Origin of the sequence: Escherichia sp. TC-EC600-tetX4 (assembly GCF_019356055.1) — a bacterium.
In the GTDB taxonomy this organism is placed as follows: domain Bacteria; phylum Pseudomonadota; class Gammaproteobacteria; order Enterobacterales; family Enterobacteriaceae.
This window is the reverse complement of record NZ_CP079924.1, coordinates 577,767-594,431: the sequence shown is the minus strand read 5'-3', so window position 1 is coordinate 594,431 and position 16,665 is coordinate 577,767. Positions and strand designations below refer to the sequence as shown.

19 protein-coding genes are annotated in these 16,665 nt (G+C 53.4%); 10 read left to right on the top strand and 9 right to left on the bottom strand.

The genetic code is table 11. From position 1 onward, the window contains the following. Positions 1 to 3 precede the first annotated feature (3 nt). Complete coding sequence (locus KXD89_RS02875) at positions 4 to 1,095, top strand: fimbrial protein (RefSeq protein WP_000816992.1); 1,092 nt, start codon at positions 4 to 6, stop codon at positions 1,093 to 1,095. 42 nt (positions 1,096 to 1,137) lie between these two features. On the opposite strand, the gene rsmI is transcribed toward KXD89_RS02875, so the two are convergent. Then, a complete protein-coding gene (gene rsmI, locus KXD89_RS02870; RefSeq protein ID WP_000809262.1) occupies positions 1,138 to 1,998 on the bottom strand; it encodes a 16S rRNA (cytidine(1402)-2'-O)-methyltransferase in 861 nt (286 codons plus the stop codon). Between the two features lie 64 nt (positions 1,999 to 2,062). Here rsmI and lpoA point away from each other — a divergent pair, with 64 nt between their 5' ends. The 4 genes from lpoA to dolP are packed head-to-tail and all read left to right on the top strand — an operon-like array spanning position 2,063 to position 5,647. Further along, positions 2,063 to 4,099 carry a penicillin-binding protein activator LpoA gene (gene lpoA / locus KXD89_RS02865; protein ID WP_000249104.1) on the top strand — a complete coding sequence of 679 codons (2,037 nt, stop codon included), beginning with the start codon at positions 2,063 to 2,065 and terminating at the stop codon, positions 4,097 to 4,099. Next, on the top strand, positions 4,057 to 4,452 hold the full coding sequence (locus tag KXD89_RS02860) for a YraN family protein (protein ID WP_000246830.1): 396 nt from the start codon (positions 4,057 to 4,059) through the stop codon (positions 4,450 to 4,452). Before lpoA ends, KXD89_RS02860 begins: the two co-directional genes overlap by 43 nt. A 19-nt stretch (positions 4,453 to 4,471) precedes the next feature. Beyond that, positions 4,472 to 5,062, top strand: coding sequence for a DnaA initiator-associating protein DiaA (diaA, locus tag KXD89_RS02855; RefSeq protein ID WP_001158034.1), 591 nt, complete (start codon positions 4,472 to 4,474; stop codon positions 5,060 to 5,062). Positions 5,063 to 5,071: 9 nt separating this feature from the next. Continuing rightward, the gene (dolP, locus tag KXD89_RS02850; RefSeq protein ID WP_000646033.1) at positions 5,072 to 5,647 is read left to right on the top strand and encodes a division/outer membrane stress-associated lipid-binding lipoprotein; all 576 of its coding nucleotides are present in this window, start codon (positions 5,072 to 5,074) and stop codon (positions 5,645 to 5,647) included. A 113-nt stretch (positions 5,648 to 5,760) separates the two neighbouring features. Here dolP and KXD89_RS02845 read toward each other — a convergent pair whose 3' ends face one another. Beyond that, entirely contained in the window at positions 5,761 to 6,801 is a 1,041-nt protein-coding gene (locus tag KXD89_RS02845) for a permease (protein ID WP_000147574.1), read from the bottom strand. 72 nt (positions 6,802 to 6,873) lie between these two features. Beyond that, a complete protein-coding gene (locus KXD89_RS02840; protein ID WP_001300423.1) occupies positions 6,874 to 7,509 on the bottom strand; it encodes an NAD(P)H-binding protein in 636 nt (211 codons plus the stop codon). A 127-nt stretch (positions 7,510 to 7,636) separates the two neighbouring features. Here KXD89_RS02840 and yhbO point away from each other — a divergent pair, with 127 nt between their 5' ends. Then, positions 7,637 to 8,155, top strand: coding sequence for a protein/nucleic acid deglycase (yhbO, locus tag KXD89_RS02835; RefSeq protein ID WP_000037608.1), 519 nt, complete (start codon positions 7,637 to 7,639; stop codon positions 8,153 to 8,155). Here the strand turns inward: yhbO and KXD89_RS02830 are convergent. Beyond that, positions 8,135 to 8,578, bottom strand: a complete 444-nt coding sequence (locus KXD89_RS02830; RefSeq protein ID WP_000449030.1) for a YhbP family protein — start codon at positions 8,576 to 8,578, stop codon at positions 8,135 to 8,137. The two genes, yhbO and KXD89_RS02830, sit on opposite strands and share 21 nt — an antisense overlap. Before the next feature lie 50 nt (positions 8,579 to 8,628). Here KXD89_RS02830 and yhbQ point away from each other — a divergent pair, with 50 nt between their 5' ends. After that, positions 8,629 to 8,931 (top strand): DNA damage response exodeoxyribonuclease YhbQ, encoded by a 303-nt coding sequence (gene yhbQ / locus KXD89_RS02825; RefSeq protein WP_000189333.1) that lies wholly within the window; start codon positions 8,629 to 8,631, stop codon positions 8,929 to 8,931. On the opposite strand, the gene KXD89_RS02820 is transcribed toward yhbQ, so the two are convergent. Then, positions 8,918 to 9,421 (bottom strand): GNAT family N-acetyltransferase, encoded by a 504-nt coding sequence (locus KXD89_RS02820; RefSeq protein ID WP_000908554.1) that lies wholly within the window; start codon positions 9,419 to 9,421, stop codon positions 8,918 to 8,920. The genes yhbQ and KXD89_RS02820 overlap by 14 nt on opposite strands. After that, positions 9,415 to 9,939, bottom strand: a complete 525-nt coding sequence (locus tag KXD89_RS02815) for an SCP2 domain-containing protein (protein ID WP_001295552.1) — start codon at positions 9,937 to 9,939, stop codon at positions 9,415 to 9,417. Before KXD89_RS02815 ends, KXD89_RS02820 begins: the two co-directional genes overlap by 7 nt. 208 nt (positions 9,940 to 10,147) lie before the next feature. On the opposite strand from KXD89_RS02815, the gene KXD89_RS02810 reads away from it, so the two are divergent. The 3 genes from KXD89_RS02810 to KXD89_RS02800 all read left to right on the top strand — a co-directional run bounded on the left by KXD89_RS02810 (position 10,148) and on the right by KXD89_RS02800 (position 13,118). Further along, on the top strand, positions 10,148 to 11,143 hold the full coding sequence (locus KXD89_RS02810; RefSeq protein ID WP_001311152.1) for a peptidase U32 family protein: 996 nt from the start codon (positions 10,148 to 10,150) through the stop codon (positions 11,141 to 11,143). A gap of 8 nt (positions 11,144 to 11,151) precedes the next feature. Next, a complete protein-coding gene (locus KXD89_RS02805; RefSeq protein WP_001301318.1) occupies positions 11,152 to 12,030 on the top strand; it encodes a U32 family peptidase in 879 nt (292 codons plus the stop codon). Positions 12,031 to 12,110: 80 nt separating this feature from the next. Continuing rightward, on the top strand, positions 12,111 to 13,118 hold the full coding sequence (locus tag KXD89_RS02800) for an LLM class flavin-dependent oxidoreductase (RefSeq protein WP_072647309.1): 1,008 nt from the start codon (positions 12,111 to 12,113) through the stop codon (positions 13,116 to 13,118). A gap of 117 nt (positions 13,119 to 13,235) precedes the next feature. Here the strand turns inward: KXD89_RS02800 and mtr are convergent, their stop codons facing one another. The 3 genes from mtr to yrbN form a co-directional block, all read right to left on the bottom strand. Beyond that, positions 13,236 to 14,480, bottom strand: a complete 1,245-nt coding sequence (gene mtr / locus KXD89_RS02795; protein WP_000224351.1) for a tryptophan permease — start codon at positions 14,478 to 14,480, stop codon at positions 13,236 to 13,238. A gap of 153 nt (positions 14,481 to 14,633) precedes the next feature. Next, complete coding sequence (gene deaD, locus KXD89_RS02790; RefSeq protein ID WP_001295553.1) at positions 14,634 to 16,523, bottom strand: ATP-dependent RNA helicase DeaD; 1,890 nt, start codon at positions 16,521 to 16,523, stop codon at positions 14,634 to 14,636. Continuing rightward, positions 16,516 to 16,596: a protein YrbN gene (gene yrbN, locus KXD89_RS02785; protein ID WP_010723222.1), complete on the bottom strand. Its 81-nt coding sequence runs from the start codon at positions 16,594 to 16,596 to the stop codon at positions 16,516 to 16,518. Before yrbN ends, deaD begins: the two co-directional genes overlap by 8 nt. Between the last annotated feature and the right edge of the window lie 69 nt (positions 16,597 to 16,665).

The following is a 16,665-nucleotide window of genomic DNA, read 5'->3' as shown; positions in this document are numbered from 1 at the left end:
AAAATGAAAAGAGCGCCTCTTATAACAGGTCTTTTGTTGATATCCACATCCTGCGCTTATGCCTCCTCAGGAGGGTGTGGAGCCGACAGCACTAGCGGTGCGACAAATTACAGCAGTGTGGTTGATGATGTTACGGTGAACCAGACAGATAACGTGACAGGACGGGAGTTTACCTCTGCAACGCTAAGTAGCACTAACTGGCAATACGCCTGTTCCTGCTCTGCGGGTAAGGCAGTTAAACTTGTCTATATGGTCAGCCCCGTACTTACCACCACTGGACATCAGACAGGATATTACAAACTCAATGACAGCCTGGATATTAAAACCACATTACAGGCAAACGACATTCCAGGACTCACAACCGACCAGGTTGTCTCTGTTAACACCCGATTCACACAGATAAAAAACAACACGGTATATTCTGCTGCAACCCAAACGGGTGTTTGCCAGGGTGATACGTCTCGTTATGGACCCGTTAATATTGGTGCGAACACCACCTTTACCCTGTATGTCACCAAGCCATTTCTCGGCTCGATGACCATTCCGAAAACGGATATTGCCGTCATTAAAGGCGCGTGGGTCGATGGAATGGGAAGCCCGTCTACAGGTGACTTCCATGATTTAGTCAAGTTATCGATTCAGGGAAATCTCACCGCCCCACAGTCGTGCAAAATTAATCAGGGCGATGTTATTAAGGTTAATTTTGGATTCATCAATGGTCAGAAGTTTACCACCCGCAATGCCATGCCAGACGGTTTTACTCCAGTAGACTTTGATATCACTTATGACTGTGGTGATACTTCAAAGATTAAAAACTCGTTGCAAATGCGCATCGACGGTACAACTGGGGTAGTAGACCAGTACAACCTGGTCGCCAGGCGAAGAAGTTCAGACAATGTGCCCGATGTCGGTATTCGTATTGAAAATCTCGGCGGCGGAGTTGCAAATATTCCTTTTCAGAACGGTATCCTTCCCGTTGATCCTTCCGGGCATGGCACCGTCAATATGCGCGCCTGGCCAGTTAATCTGGTCGGTGGTGAGCTGGAAACAGGAAAATTTCAGGGCACAGCCACCATTACCGTCATCGTGCGGTAAAAGAAGACGTTGCGTTTTGATTAACGCAACGCTTCGGCACTGTTACCCCTGCTGCTCCAGCGCATACTTATACAGCGCATTTTTCTTCACGCCGTGAATTTCTGCGGCCAGCGCCGCCGCTTTTTTCAGCGGCAGTTCTGCCTGTAGCAGCGCCAGCGTGCGCAGGGCATCGGCGGGTAAGTCTTCTTCCTGTGCTTTATGACCTTCGACAATCAGCACCATTTCGCCTTTGCGACGGTTTTCATCTTCCTTTACCCACGCCAGCAGCTCGCCAACGGGCGCGCCGTGAATGGTTTCCCAGGTTTTGGTCAGCTCACGCGCCAGAACCACGTAGCGGGATTCGCCTAATACCGCAACGATATCTTCCAGGCTATCTAACAGACGGTGGGTAGATTCATAAAAAATCAGCGTGCGCGGCTCCGCTTCAATGGCTTTTAGCGCATCACGGCGGCCTTTTGATTTGGCAGGTAAAAAGCCTTCGTAACAGAAACGGTCAGAGGGTAAACCCGCTGCGCTTAACGCAGTGATAGCAGCACACGGCCCGGGTAGCGGCACCACGCGGATCCCCGCTTCACGGCAGGTACGCACCAGATGGTAGCCAGGATCGTTAATTAGCGGCGTTCCGGCATCGGAAACCAGCGCAATGTTTTGCCCCTCTTGCAGCTTCGCCAGCAGCGTTTCAGCTTTTTGTTGTTCGTTATGGTCGTGCAGCGCAAACAACCGGGCATTAATCCCAAAATGTTGCAGCAATAAACCGGTGTGACGAGTATCCTCGGCGGCAATCAGATCAACGGCCTGTAATACCTCTAACGCACGCTGGGTGATATCCGCCAGATTGCCGATTGGCGTCGGTACAATGTAAAGCTGGCCCTGAGAATTATCCGCCGATTGGTGTTGTTTCATTGTGTCGTCCGTATTGCCGATTTAATATTGAGCATTGCGTAAAAAAAATATCACTGGATACATTATGGTACCCTCAACATTTTCTCGTTTGAAAGCCGCGCGTTGTCTGCCTGTTGTTCTGGCAGCCCTGATTTTCGCCGGTTGTGGCACCCATACTCCCGATCAGTCCACTGCTTATATGCAGGGCACGGCGCAGGCTGATTCTGCCTTTTATCTTCAGCAGATGCAGCAAAGCTCTGATGATACCAGGATCAACTGGCAATTACTCGCCATTCGTGCACTGGTGAAAGAAGGTAAAACCGGGCAGGCGGTTGAGTTGTTTAACCAACTACCGCAAGAACTGAACGATGCTCAGCGTCGCGAGAAAACACTGCTGGCGGTAGAGATTAAACTGGCGCAGAAAGATTTTGCTGGCGCGCAAAACTTGCTGGCGAAAATCACACCTGCCGATTTAGAACAAAACCAGCAAGCGCGTTACTGGCAGGCAAAAATCGATGCCAGCCAGGGGCGTCCTTCCATTGATTTACTGCGCGCGTTAATTGCTCAGGAACCGCTGCTTGGCGCGAAAGAAAAACAGCAGAATATTGATGCCACCTGGCAGGCGCTCTCCTCCATGACTCAGGAACAGGCGAATACGCTGGTGATCAACGCCGACGAAAATATTCTGCAAGGCTGGCTGGATCTGCAGCGCGTCTGGTTTGATAACCGTAACGATCCCGACATGATGAAAGCCGGGATCGCCGACTGGCAGAAACGTTATCCGAACAATCCGGGCGCGAAAATGCTGCCAACGCAGTTGGTTAACGTAAAAGCGTTTAAACCAGCCTCGACCAACAAAATCGCCCTGCTGTTGCCACTGAATGGCCAGGCAGCGGTATTTGGTCGCACTATTCAGCAAGGCTTTGAAGCGGCGAAAAATATCGGCACTCAGCCAGTGGCAGCTCAGGTAGCTGCCGCACCTGCCGCAGACGTAGCTGAACAACCTCAGCCGCAAACCGTGGATGGCGTTGCCAGCCCGGCACAAGCCTCGGTTAGCGATCTGACCGGTGAACAGCCTGCAGCCCAGCCGGTGCCTGTAAGCGCCCCGGCGACAAGCACCGCAGCGGTAAGCGCACCCGCAAATCCATCCGCAGAGCTGAAAATCTACGATACCTCATCACAACCACTTAGCCAGATCTTAAGCCAGGTTCAGCAGGATGGCGCGAGTATTGTGGTCGGTCCGTTGCTGAAAAATAACGTTGAAGAGTTGCTGAAGAGCAACACTCCGCTGAACGTACTGGCACTGAACCAGCCGGAGAATATCGAAAATCGCGTCAATATTTGTTACTTCGCGCTTTCACCGGAAGACGAAGCGCGCGATGCAGCGCGTCATATTCGTGACCAGGGTAAACAAGCGCCGCTGGTGCTGATCCCACGCAGTTCATTGGGCGATCGCGTAGCCAATGCGTTTGCGCAAGAGTGGCAGAAACTGGGCGGCGGCACCGTTCTGCAACAAAAATTTGGTTCCACCAGCGAATTACGCGCGGGTGTTAACGGCGGTTCTGGTATTGCTTTAACGGGTAGCCCGATTACTCTCAGAGCGACAACCGACTCCGGCATGACGACCAACAATCCAACGCTGCAAACCACGCCAACCGATGACCAGTTCACCAATAATGGCGGTCGTGTCGATGCGGTGTACATTGTGGCAACGCCGGGTGAAATCGCTTTTATCAAACCGATGATCGCCATGCGTAACGGTAGCCAGAGCGGTGCAACGCTGTACGCCAGCTCCCGCAGTGCGCAAGGGACCGCTGGCCCGGATTTCCGACTGGAGATGGAAGGCTTGCAGTACAGCGAAATCCCGATGCTGGCAGGCGGTAATCTACCGTTAATGCAGCAGGCACTCAGCGCGGTGAATAACGATTATTCACTGGCTCGCATGTATGCGATGGGCGTCGATGCCTGGTCGCTGGCAAATCATTTCTCACAAATGCGCCAGGTTCAGGGTTTTGAAATCAACGGTAATACCGGAAGCCTGACGGCTAACCCGGATTGCGTGATTAACAGGAACTTATCATGGCTACAGTACCAACAAGGTCAGGTAGTCCCCGTCAGTTAACCACCAAACAGACCGGCGATGCGTGGGAAGCACAAGCGCGTCGCTGGCTGGAAGGCAAAGGACTGCGGTTTATCGCCGCTAACGTGAACGAGCGTGGCGGCGAGATCGATCTGATAATGCGTGAAGGCCGGACCACCATTTTTGTCGAGGTACGCTATCGCCGCTCTGCGCTTTATGGCGGCGCGGCAGCCAGTGTGACCCGCAGCAAACAACACAAATTATTACAGACTGCCCGCTTGTGGCTCGCGCGTCATAATGGGAGTTTTGATACTGTGGATTGCCGGTTCGATGTGGTAGCCTTCACCGGGAATGAGGTTGAGTGGATTAAGGATGCCTTTAATGACCACTCATAATTAAGGTTTAAGGATTAGCGTGCAAGAAAGAATTAAAGCTTGCTTCACTGAAAGCATTCAAACTCAAATTGCGGCGGCAGAGGCGCTTCCGGATGCCATCTCCCGTGCAGCCATGACGCTGGTTCAGTCTCTGCTCAATGGCAACAAAATCCTCTGTTGTGGTAATGGAACTTCCGCTGCCAATGCACAGCATTTTGCTGCCAGCATGATCAACCGTTTCGAAACGGAGCGGCCCAGCTTACCTGCCATTGCACTAAATACTGATAATGTTGTCTTAACGGCGATTGCCAACGATCGCTTACATGATGAAGTGTATGCAAAACAGGTGCGGGCGCTGGGTCATGCGGGAGATGTATTGTTAGCCATTTCCACCCGTGGCAACAGCCGCGATATTGTTAAAGCAGTTGAAGCCGCCGTTACGCGTGATATGACCATTGTGGCATTGACCGGCTATGACGGCGGCGAACTTGCAGGTTTGTTAGGGCCACAGGATGTGGAGATCCGCATTCCTTCGCATCGTAGTGCTCGCATTCAGGAAATGCATATGCTGACGGTAAATTGCCTGTGCGATCTGATCGATAACACGCTTTTCCCTCACCAGGATGATTAAGGAGAATACATGAAGGCATTATCGCCAATCGCAGTCCTTATTTCCGCGCTGCTGTTGCAAGGTTGTGTTGCCGCTGCCGTAGTGGGTACCGCTGCTGTGGGTACCAAAGCCGCAACTGACCCACGCAGTGTCGGCACCCAGGTGGACGATGGTACCCTGGAAGTGCGCGTGAACAGCGCATTGTCGAAAGACGAACAGATTAAGAAAGAAGCGCGCATTAATGTAACGGCCTATCAGGGCAAAGTGCTGCTGGTTGGGCAGTCACCAAATGCTGAACTTTCGGCTCGCGCCAAACAGATTGCTATGGGCGTAGACGGTGCCAACGAAGTGTATAACGAGATTCGTCAGGGCCAGCCGATTGGTCTGGGCGAAGCATCTAACGATACGTGGATCACCACCAAAGTGCGTTCGCAGCTCTTAACCAGCGACCTGGTGAAATCGTCCAACGTGAAAGTGACCACCGAAAACGGTGAAGTGTTCCTGATGGGGCTGGTGACTGAACGTGAAGCGAAAGCGGCGGCAGATATTGCCAGCCGGGTGAGCGGCGTGAAGCGGGTAACTACGGCGTTTACGTTTATTAAATAGCAGCCCCTTGTAATGCCTGATGCGACGCTTGCCGCGTCTTATCAGGCCTACAACGATACAAACCGTAGGTCAGATAAGGCGTTTACGCCGCATCCGACATGTTTTCCCTCAAATCAGAACAACAGCGCCAGCCCGCCGACAATCACACCAGACACTGCCACCATCGCCCCTGTCAGCCATAAGGCTTTCGCCGGGAACGCTTTGCGCAGCATAATCAGTGACGGCAAACTCACTGCCGGGAGCGTCATCAACAATGCCAGCGCCGGAGCGGTTCCCATACCTGCCAGCATCATCGTTTGTACAATCGGAATTTCTGCTGCCGTGGGAATGACAAACAAGCATCCTGCTACCGCCATCGCCACCACCCACATCAGGCTGTTATCGACAGCACCATCGGCATGGGGGAATAACCAGACGCGAGCGGCACCCAACACCAGTACTGCAAGGATGTAAACCGGGATCGTACTCCAGAAAAGCGTCCATAGCGCCCTGCCCCAGCGGCTAAAAAACCCGCCCTGTGCTTCCGGTATGTCAATTTCGACCGGTGCCTGCGTTTGCGGTGTTTCACGCACCCATTTTTGCACCAGCGTCGCAATCAGCAACACCATCACCAGCCCGGCCACCAGACGAATCGCCGCAAAACCCCAGCCGAGGACAAAGCCCATAAACACCAGCGTCGCCGGGTTTAACACCGGATTGCCCATCCAGAATGCCAGCGCACCGCCCATCGACACCTGTTGGCGACGCATTCCCGCCGCGACCGGAGCCGCACAGCAGGTACACATCATGCCCGGCAACGAAAACAGCGTTCCCAGCAGCGTGCCGCGAAAGCGCGATTGCCCAAGCGTACGCAACAACCAGTCACGCGGGATCAGCACCTGAATCAACGAACCGAGGATCACCCCCAGCACCGCCGCTTTCCATACCGCGAGGAAATAGATCATCGCGTAATCCAACGCCGCCTGCCATGGGTTAGCATCCGCCTGCGCAAGGATAGATTTACCGATACTGTGGGTTTCGGCAGCAGTAAACGCTTTGCCGTAGTAAGGTTCCCATTTCACATACCAGAGACCGGCAATGACAACGAGAAAGAAAAGCGCGGGTTTCCACCACTGAATGGGCGTTGCCGCCTGAGATGAAGACTGACCAGTCATAGCATTCCCCAGGAATAAGTTATGATAATTGAGCGCGTGAATATTACGCTCACTATCAATTCTTGGGAATAATTATTCAGCTCTTTTGCGTAATTCTGAAGAGCTTAAAATCGTCACGCCTTCATGCTCAGGCCGCATCGACTCTGCCAGCATGACCCGCGCCACGTCTCTCGCATCAATGGATTTCCAGTTACCTGGTAACAAACGGAACAGCGGCGCAAAAAGCGTTTCGTTCATCCGCTGTTTGCTACGATCGCCCAGTAACATCGACGGGCGAGCAATGGTCAATTTCGGCCAGTTCTGGGCGATTAATGCTTCTTCCATCTCCCCTTTGACGCGGTTATAGAAAAACGGCGAGTGGGCATTGGCACCCATCGCACTGACTACCAACATATGCTGCGCGCCCAGTCGCCGCCCGGTTAATGCGGTATCCACTACCAGCGTGTAATCGGCATGAATAAACGCCTCTTTGCTCCCCGCTTCTCGCCGCGTGGTGCCGAGACAACAAAACACAATGTCGATGGGATCGGTGACCTGCGCCAACGCGTCACTCAGTTGCGGATCATGGGGATTAAACACCCCGGGCATATCGCCCAACGGACGTCGCGTCGGCGCAGCAATGGCGTTAACTTTCGGTTCGTTAATCAACATCCGCAGCAGGTGACCGCCCACCAGCCCCGTTGCGCCTGTAATCAGTACCTGACTCATCTTCGCTCCTTTACAGAATTGTCTGCCTTGCGCTCCACGGCTCATGCACCAGGCTTAATAGACCATGAGGTAATTATCCCCGATTGTGGGAAATTCGCCTCATCCAATGCAACAACGCGGAGGAAGCATGAGTAAGAAAATTGCCGTTTTAATCACTGATGAATTTGAGGATTCAGAATTTACTTCACCCGCAGACGAGTTCCGTAAAGCCGGACACGAAGTGATTACCATTGAAAAACAAGCGGGTAAAACGGTGAAAGGCAAAAAAGGAGAAGCCAGCGTGACCATCGATAAATCCATCGATGAAGTGACGCCTGCGGAGTTTGATGCCCTGCTGCTACCGGGCGGCCATTCACCGGATTATCTGCGTGGGGACAACCGTTTTGTCACCTTTACCCGTGATTTTGTGAATAGTGGCAAACCGGTGTTTGCCATCTGTCACGGCCCGCAGTTGCTGATCAGCGCCGATGTGATTCGGGGGCGCAAACTGACCGCAGTTAAACCGATCATTATTGATGTTAAAAATGCGGGCGCGGAATTTTACGATCAGGAAGTCGTGGTTGATAAAGATCAGCTGGTTACCAGCCGGACACCGGACGATCTGCCAGCGTTTAACCGCGAGGCGTTACGCCTGCTCGGTGCCTGAGTCGCGTAGCCAAATCATTTTTTTACCAAAGCCCAGCGTGTTGTCGGTGAATTTGATTTCATCGAGCCGGATTTCCCACACCGGGGCCGACAGCATTCTGGCAACCGGAAAGCGACGATTGTACGCCTTGCGCGCGAGGTCGCTTTCCTCACCTTCCAGCCTGCGGATCTCACCTTTAAACTGCACACCGCGAATTAACGCTACCGTTTTCGGCTGACCGTTTACCGTTCCGGCAACCGCAGCCTGCGGCCCACTCATCTGCGCGTGGCGCGTTTTTTCTTCCGTCAAAATGTAGAAGGCGACTTTCTGCGCATCAAAAAGATAAAAGGCATTAGCGCACCAGAGTTCCCCTTCCTGCTGCACACACCAAGTGACAACATGTTGTTTTGCCAGCCAACGGCTGATGGCGATGAGTGTTTCCATTGCTGTTCTCTTTTATACTGTGGGCCTGACCTTAACATGCGACGCAGACGATGACACCCTGGTTTCTTTACTTGATCCGTACCGCCGACAATAAGCTTTATACCGGGATCACCACGGATGTCGAACGCCGCTATCAGCAGCACCAAAGCGGCAAAGGGGCGAAAGCACTGCGCGGGAAAGGAGAACTAACGCTGGTGTTTTCCGCGCCAGTGGGCGATCGTTCGCTGGCGTTACGGGCGGAATATCGCGTTAAGCAACTGACCAAACGGCAAAAAGAGCGTCTGGTAGCGGAAGGCGCAGGGTTTGCAGAGCTGTTAAGCAGTCTGCAAACCCCGGAGATTAAAAGCGATTGAAATGCTCGTGATACTCAACCAGGCCGGTAACGCCATTCAGCGCGTCATCCGCTAAACGATGTACCTGGAAGGCGCTTTCAGTGCCCGGCCAGCGGCAACGCAGATCGTGATGCGCCGCCAGTTCAAAGCCGAAACGACTGTACAGCGCCGGATCGCCCAGCGTCACCACTGCGGCATAGCCGAACTCATTAAGCGAATCGAGTCCTTCATAGACCAGTTGGCGTGCCAGCCCCTGTCCACGGTATTTTTCATCAACCGCCAACGGTGCCATGCCGACCCATTGCAGGTCTTCGCCCTGCACATCAACCGGACTAAATGCCACATAGCCAATGACCTGACCTTCGTCATCTGTCGCCACCAGCCCCAGCGTCAGAAAGCCATCTTCACGCAGATCGTGAACCAGCTTCGCTTCCGCATCACTTTCGAATGAGCGACGCAGCAGGGCATCAATACCCGGCGCATCAATGGGAATTTCTACTCGAATTAGCATGGTTCACCTACCGATGTCTGTTTGGTTTCAGGCGCGGTTTTCATTCCCGCCTCAACAAAATCCGCCAGTTGCAGCAGCATCATGCGTAAGGCTTTCGGCATTTGCTCCAGTTCAATGGCGTCCATCAGGTTTTTCACATACAGCCCCAGCTCCGTATCGCCTTCAATCACCAGCCGACGCTGGAAGAAGAGCGTATCCGGATCTTGTTTACGCGCCGCAATCATCAGCAGATCGCTGGCGTCGGCACTAAAACTCACATCAGCTTGCGCGTTCTGGCTAACGACCAGTTTGCCATTCACCACCGAGGTAAACCATTGCAGGTCAATATCACGCACATGAATACTTAACCAGCGGCCTTCAAGAAACTCCAGCTCGCCATCATCCAGCGCCTGGCGGAATTGCCAGCTTAAGACCTGCTCAAGAACCTGGCGTTTTAGCGCAAATGGCGTCAGTTTTACCGGTACACTCAACAGAGATGGCCCCAAATGCACAATACGGGAACGCAGTTTATCCAACACGAGTTTTACTCCCTGTTTCAACAATCATCCTATTTTGCCATATCAGAAAAATAACATAGCGGTATAAATCAACAATTCCATATGAAATTGCTGCTACCACCAATACAACTTTAACTGCCTTAAATCAAAAATTGTCGCAGCAAGGTTAACTAAAATCCCAGTTCGTTAACATTTTTGCGTTTTGATAGCGCAACCTTCAGGAAAAATTATGGAGCTGCTCTGCCCTGCCGGAAATCTCCCGGCGCTTAAGGCGGCCATCGAAAACGGCGCAGATGCTGTTTATATCGGGCTAAAAGATGATACCAATGCCCGTCACTTCGCCGGCCTTAACTTTACCGAGAAAAAATTGCAGGAAGCGGTGAGTTTTGTCCATCAACATCGCCGCAAACTTCACATCGCGATTAACACTTTTGCGCATCCGGACGGTTACGCCCGTTGGCAGCGCGCCGTGGATATGGCGGCGCAGCTGGGTGCCGACGCGCTGATCCTCGCCGACCTCGCCATGCTGGAGTACGCCGCCGAGCGTTATCCGCATATTGAGCGCCACGTATCGGTGCAGGCTTCGGCGACCAATGAAGAGGCGATTAACTTTTATCATCGCCATTTTGACGTTGCTCGCGTGGTGCTGCCGCGCGTGTTGTCGATTCATCAGGTGAAACAACTGGCACGGGTCACACCTGTACCACTGGAAGTCTTTGCTTTCGGCAGCCTGTGCATTATGTCGGAAGGTCGTTGCTATCTGTCGTCGTATCTGACGGGTGAGTCGCCCAACACCATAGGCGCGTGTTCTCCGGCCCGTTTCGTGCGCTGGCAACAAACGCCGCAGGGGCTGGAATCCCGCCTGAACGAAGTGCTGATCGACCGTTATCAGGACGGCGAAAACGCAGGTTATCCGACGCTATGTAAAGGGCGTTATCTGGTGGACGGCGAGCGCTATCACGCGCTGGAAGAACCAACCAGTCTCAATACCCTGGAACTGCTGCCGGAGTTAATGGCGGCGAATATTGCTTCGGTGAAAATTGAAGGCCGCCAGCGTAGCCCGGCGTATGTCAGCCAGGTGGCGAAAGTCTGGCGTCAGGCTATCGACCGTTGTAAGGCCGATCCGCAAAACTTTGTACCGCAAAGCGCGTGGATGGAGACGCTCGGGTCGATGTCCGAAGGCACGCAAACCACTCTTGGCGCATATCACCGTAAATGGCAGTGAGAAAAGCAATGAAATATTCCTTAGGGCCAGTGCTGTGGTACTGGCCAAAAGAGACGCTGGAAGAATTTTATCAGCAGGCCGCCACCAGCAGCGCCGACGTGATTTATCTTGGTGAAGCGGTATGCAGCAAGCGTCGGGCAACCAAAGTTGGCGACTGGCTGGAGATGGCAAAATCGCTCGCCGGGAGTGGTAAGCAGATTGTGCTCTCCACGCTGGCGCTGGTGCAGGCATCATCTGAACTGGGCGAACTGAAACGCTATGTTGAGAACGGTGAGTTTCTGATTGAAGCCAGCGATCTCGGCGTGGTGAATATGTGCGCTGAACGCAAACTGCCGTTCGTCGCCGGGCACGCGCTGAACTGCTACAACGCGGTGACACTGAAAATATTGCTCAAACAGGGCATGATGCGCTGGTGTATGCCAGTGGAGCTTTCCCGCGACTGGCTGGTGAATCTGCTTAATCAGTGCGATGAGCTGGGCATTCGTAACCAGTTTGAAGTGGAAGTCCTGAGCTACGGTCATCTGCCGCTGGCCTACTCCGCCCGCTGCTTTACCGCGCGTTCGGAAGACCGCCCGAAAGATGAGTGTGAAACCTGCTGCATTAAGTATCCGAACGGGCGCAACGTGCTGTCGCAGGAAAACCAACAAGTGTTTGTACTCAATGGCATTCAGACCATGAGCGGCTACGTTTACAACCTCGGTAACGAGCTGGCATCCATGCAGGGCCTGGTTGATGTGGTCCGCCTGTCACCGCAGGGTACTGACACTTTCGCGATGCTCGACGCCTTCCGCGCTAATGAAAATGGCGCTGCACCACTGCCGTTGACGGCGAACAGCGACTGTAACGGCTACTGGCGGCGGCTGGCAGGACTGGAGCTGCAAGCCTAAGTAAATAGCTCACTTTGTTAACAACTTTAACTACTCTTTAATGCAGTATTAAAGATTAATCGGTAACAAAGTGAGCTGTTATGACTGATAAAACCATTGCGTTTTCGCTACTCGATCTGGCCCCCATTCCCGAAGGTTCTTCAGCGCGAGAAGCATTCTCCCACTCTCTCGATCTCGCCCGTCTGGCTGAAAAGCGCGGCTATCATCGCTACTGGCTGGCAGAACACCACAATATGACTGGCATTGCCAGTGCTGCCACGTCGGTATTGATCGGCTATCTGGCGGCGAATACCACCACGCTGCATCTGGGGTCTGGCGGCGTGATGTTGCCTAACCACTCACCGTTGGTCATTGCAGAACAGTTCGGCACGCTTAATACACTCTATCCGGGGCGAATCGATTTGGGGCTGGGTCGTGCTCCGGGTAGTGACCAACGGACAATGATGGCGCTACGTCGTCATATGAGCGGCGATATTGATAATTTCCCCCGCGATGTGGCGGAGCTGGTGGACTGGTTTGACGCCCGCGATCCCAATCCGCATGTGCGCCCGGTACCAGGCTATGGCGAGAAAATCCCCGTGTGGTTGTTAGGCTCCAGCCTTTACAGCGCGCAACTGGCGGCGCAGCTTGGTCTGCCGTTTGCGTTTGCCTCACACTTCGCGCCGGATATGCTGTTCCAGGCGCTGCATCTTTATCGCAGCAACTTCAAACCGTCAGCACGGCTGGAAAAACCATACACGATGGTGTGCATCAATATTATCGCCGCCGACAGCAACCGCGACGCTGAATTTCTGTTTACCTCAATGCAGCAAGCCTTTGTGAAGCTGCGCCGTGGCGAAACCGGGCAACTGCCGCCGCCGATTCAAAATATGGATCAGTTCTGGTCACCGTCTGAGCAGTATGGCGTGCAGCAGGCGCTGAGTATGTCGTTGGTAGGTGATAAAGCGAAAGTGCGTCATGGCTTGCAGTCGATCCTGCGCGAAACCGACGCCGATGAGATTATGGTCAACGGGCAGATTTTCGACCACCAGGCGCGGCTGCATTCGTTTGAGCTGGCGATGGATGTTAAGGAAGAGTTGTTGGGATAGTGTGTCTTAACGCGGGAAGCCTTATCCGAGCTGGCAACGCTGTCCTACATAGACCTGATAAGCGAAGCGCATCAGGCATTGTGTAGGCAGCAGAAATGTCGGATAAGGCACCGCTGATTACTGATACACCGGCAGTAAATTAAAGCTCGATAAAATATGCACCAGTGCGTTGCCGACGCCAAACACCAGAATCAGCGCAATCATCGGCTTGCCACCCCAGACGCGGAATTTCGGGCTGCCAAAGCGTTTACGCGATGCACGGGCTAACAGCGCCGGAACAATTGCCGCCCAGATGGTAGCCGCTAAACCAGCATAACCAATGGCGTACAGGAATCCGTTCGGGAACAACAGCCCCCCCACAACTGGCGGGGCAAAGGTCAGCAATGCCGTTTTCAAGCGGCCCACAGCCGAGTCGTCGAAACCAAACAGATCTGCCAGATAGTCAAACAAACCCAGCGTTACGCCGAGGAACGAACTCGCTACCGCAAAGTTTGAGAACACGACCAGCAGCAGATCCAGACTACGGCTGTTCAGTACGCCGCTTAACGCCTGTACCAGCACATCAATATTACCGCCCTTCTCTGCAATACCGATAAACTCCGGACGCGGGATGTTACCCATCGTCGCCAGCAACCAGATGGTATACAGCGCCAGCGCCATCAGCGTACCGTACACCAGACATTTCACGATGGTTTTCGGATCTTTGCCGTAATACTTCATCAGGCTTGGCACGTTACCGTGATAACCAAACGATGCCAGACAGAACGGCAGGGTCATCAACAGATACGGTGCATAAGACGCATTGCTTTCGGCGACGTTGAACAATGTCGCAGGCTGCACATGCCCCAGCAGGCTACCAAAGGTGAGGAAGAAGGTAATGACTTTCGCCCCCAGCACAATCGCTGTCATGCGACTGACGGCTTTAGTGCTCAACCACACCACAAACGCTACCAGCAATGCAAAACCAAAACCCGCCGCCCGTGCCGGGACGTTTAGTGACATCTCTGCGAAGGTGTGATGCAGAATCGAACCACTGGCAGAAATATAGGCATAGGTCAGGATATAGAGCACAAAGGCAATGGAAATGCCGTTGACCACGTTCCAGCCTTTGCCCAGCAAATCTTTGGTGATGGTGTCAAAACTCGAACCGATTCTGTAATTCAGGTTAGCTTCCAGAATCATCAAGCCGGAATGCAGCATACAGAACCAGGTAAAGATCAGCGCCGCCATTGACCAGAAAAACCACGCCCCGGACATGACCACTGGCAGAGAAAACATCCCTGCGCCAATAATGGTGCCGCCGATAATCACCACGCCGCCAAGCAGCGACGGTGACGTTTGGGTGGTGGTTAGTGTTGCCATGAGGGCTTCTCTCCAGTGAAAAATAGTGCGACTGCGTTGTTATGCATTGCACTGTACCAGTACACGAGTACAAAAGACAGAAAAAAAGCCCCGATGGTAAAAATCGGGGCTGTATATATTATTTTACAGATTGTGTTCGCTGTTCAGCGATGATTACGCATCACCACCGAAACGACGACGACCGGTAGAATCATCACGACGCGGAGCGCGGCCTTCACGACGTTCGCCGCTAAAACGACGACCATCACCACGGCCACCTTCACGGCGTTCACCGCTGAAGTTACGACCGCCTTCACGACGTTCGCCACCGAAACCACGACCACCGCCACGACGCTCACCGCCAGTATGCGGCTGTGCATCGCCCAGTAACTGCATGTTCATCGGCTTGTTGAGAATGCGAGTGCGCGTAAAGTGTTGCAGCACTTCACCCGGCATACCTTTCGGCAGTTCGATGGTGGAGTGAGAAGCAAACAGCTTGATGTTACCAATGTAACGGCTGCTGATGTCGCCTTCGTTAGCAATCGCACCAACGATATGACGAACTTCAACACCATCATCGCGGCCCACTTCAATGCGGTACAGCTGCATATCGCCAACATCACGACGTTCACGACGCGGACGATCTTCACGGTCACCACGCGGGCCACGGTCGTTACGATCGCGCGGACCACGGTCATCACGGTCACGGAATTCACGTTTCGGACGCATCGGCGCATCTGGCGGTACGATCAGAGTACGTTCACCCTGTGCCATTTTCAGCAGTGCCGCAGCCAGAGTTTCGAGATCCAGCTCTTCACCTTCAGCAGTCGGCTGAATTTTGCTCAGCAGTGCGCGGTATTGATCCAGATCGCTGCTTTCCAGCTGCTGCTGTACTTTAGCGGCGAATTTTTCCAGACGGCGTTTGCCTAGCAGTTCTGCGTTCGGCAGTTCTACTTCCGGAATAGTCAGCTTCATAGTACGTTCAATGTTGCGCAGCAGACGACGCTCGCGGTTCTCAACGAACAGCAGCGCGCGGCCAGCACGACCCGCACGACCGGTACGACCGATACGGTGAACGTAAGACTCAGAATCCATCGGGATATCGTAGTTAACTACCAGGCTGATACGCTCAACGTCCAGGCCACGGGCTGCAACGTCGGTCGCAATCAGGATGTCCAGACGACCATCTTTCAGGCGTTCCAGTGTCTGTTCACGCAGCGCCTGGTTCATGTCACCGTTCAGCGCGGCGCTGTTGTAGCCGTTACGCTCAAGAGCTTCAGCCACTTCCAGAGTCGCGTTTTTGGTACGAACGAAGATAATCGCCGCATCAAAATCTTCCGCTTCCAGGAAACGTACCAGTGCTTCGTTTTTGCGCATACCCCAGACAGTCCAGTAGCTCTGGCTGATGTCAGGACGGGTAGTCACGCTGGACTGAATGCGCACTTCCTGCGGCTCTTTCATAAAGCGGCGGGTAATGCGACGAATCGCTTCCGGCATGGTTGCAGAGAACAGAGCGGTCTGATGACCTTCCGGGATCTGCGCCATAATGGTTTCAACGTCTTCGATGAAGCCCATGCGCAGCATTTCGTCAGCTTCATCCAGAACCAGACCGCTCAGTTTAGAGAGGTCCAGAGTGCCACGTTTCAGGTGGTCCAGCAGACGGCCCGGAGTACCGACAACGATCTGCGGCCCCTGACGCAGGGCGCGTAATTGCACGTCATAACGCTGGCCGCCGTACAGAGCAACCACATTTACGCCGCGCATGTGTTTAGAGAAATCCGTCATTGCTTCAGCAACCTGTACCGCCAGTTCGCGGGTCGGTGCCAGCACCAGAATCTGTGGTGCTTTCAGCTCAGGATCAAGATTCTGCAACAGAGGTAAAGAGAATGCTGCAGTTTTTCCGCTCCCCGTCTGGGCCATACCCAGAACGTCGCGGCCATTCAGCAGATGTGGAATACACTCTGCCTGAATTGGAGATGGTTTTTCGTAACCCAGATCGTTAAGGGCTTCAAGGATAGGAGCCTTCAGGCCCAGATCTGCAAAAGTGGTTTCGAATTCAGCCATGTAGTACGTGTGCCTCAAAATTAATGGCGGCCAGTCTACATAACTCATCATGAAATTGATCAGCAATTTTCATTGAAAAGTGTGAACCGGCTCAAAGTAGGTGTATTAACGAACAACAACGCCCTCACCCGTTAAGGTGATG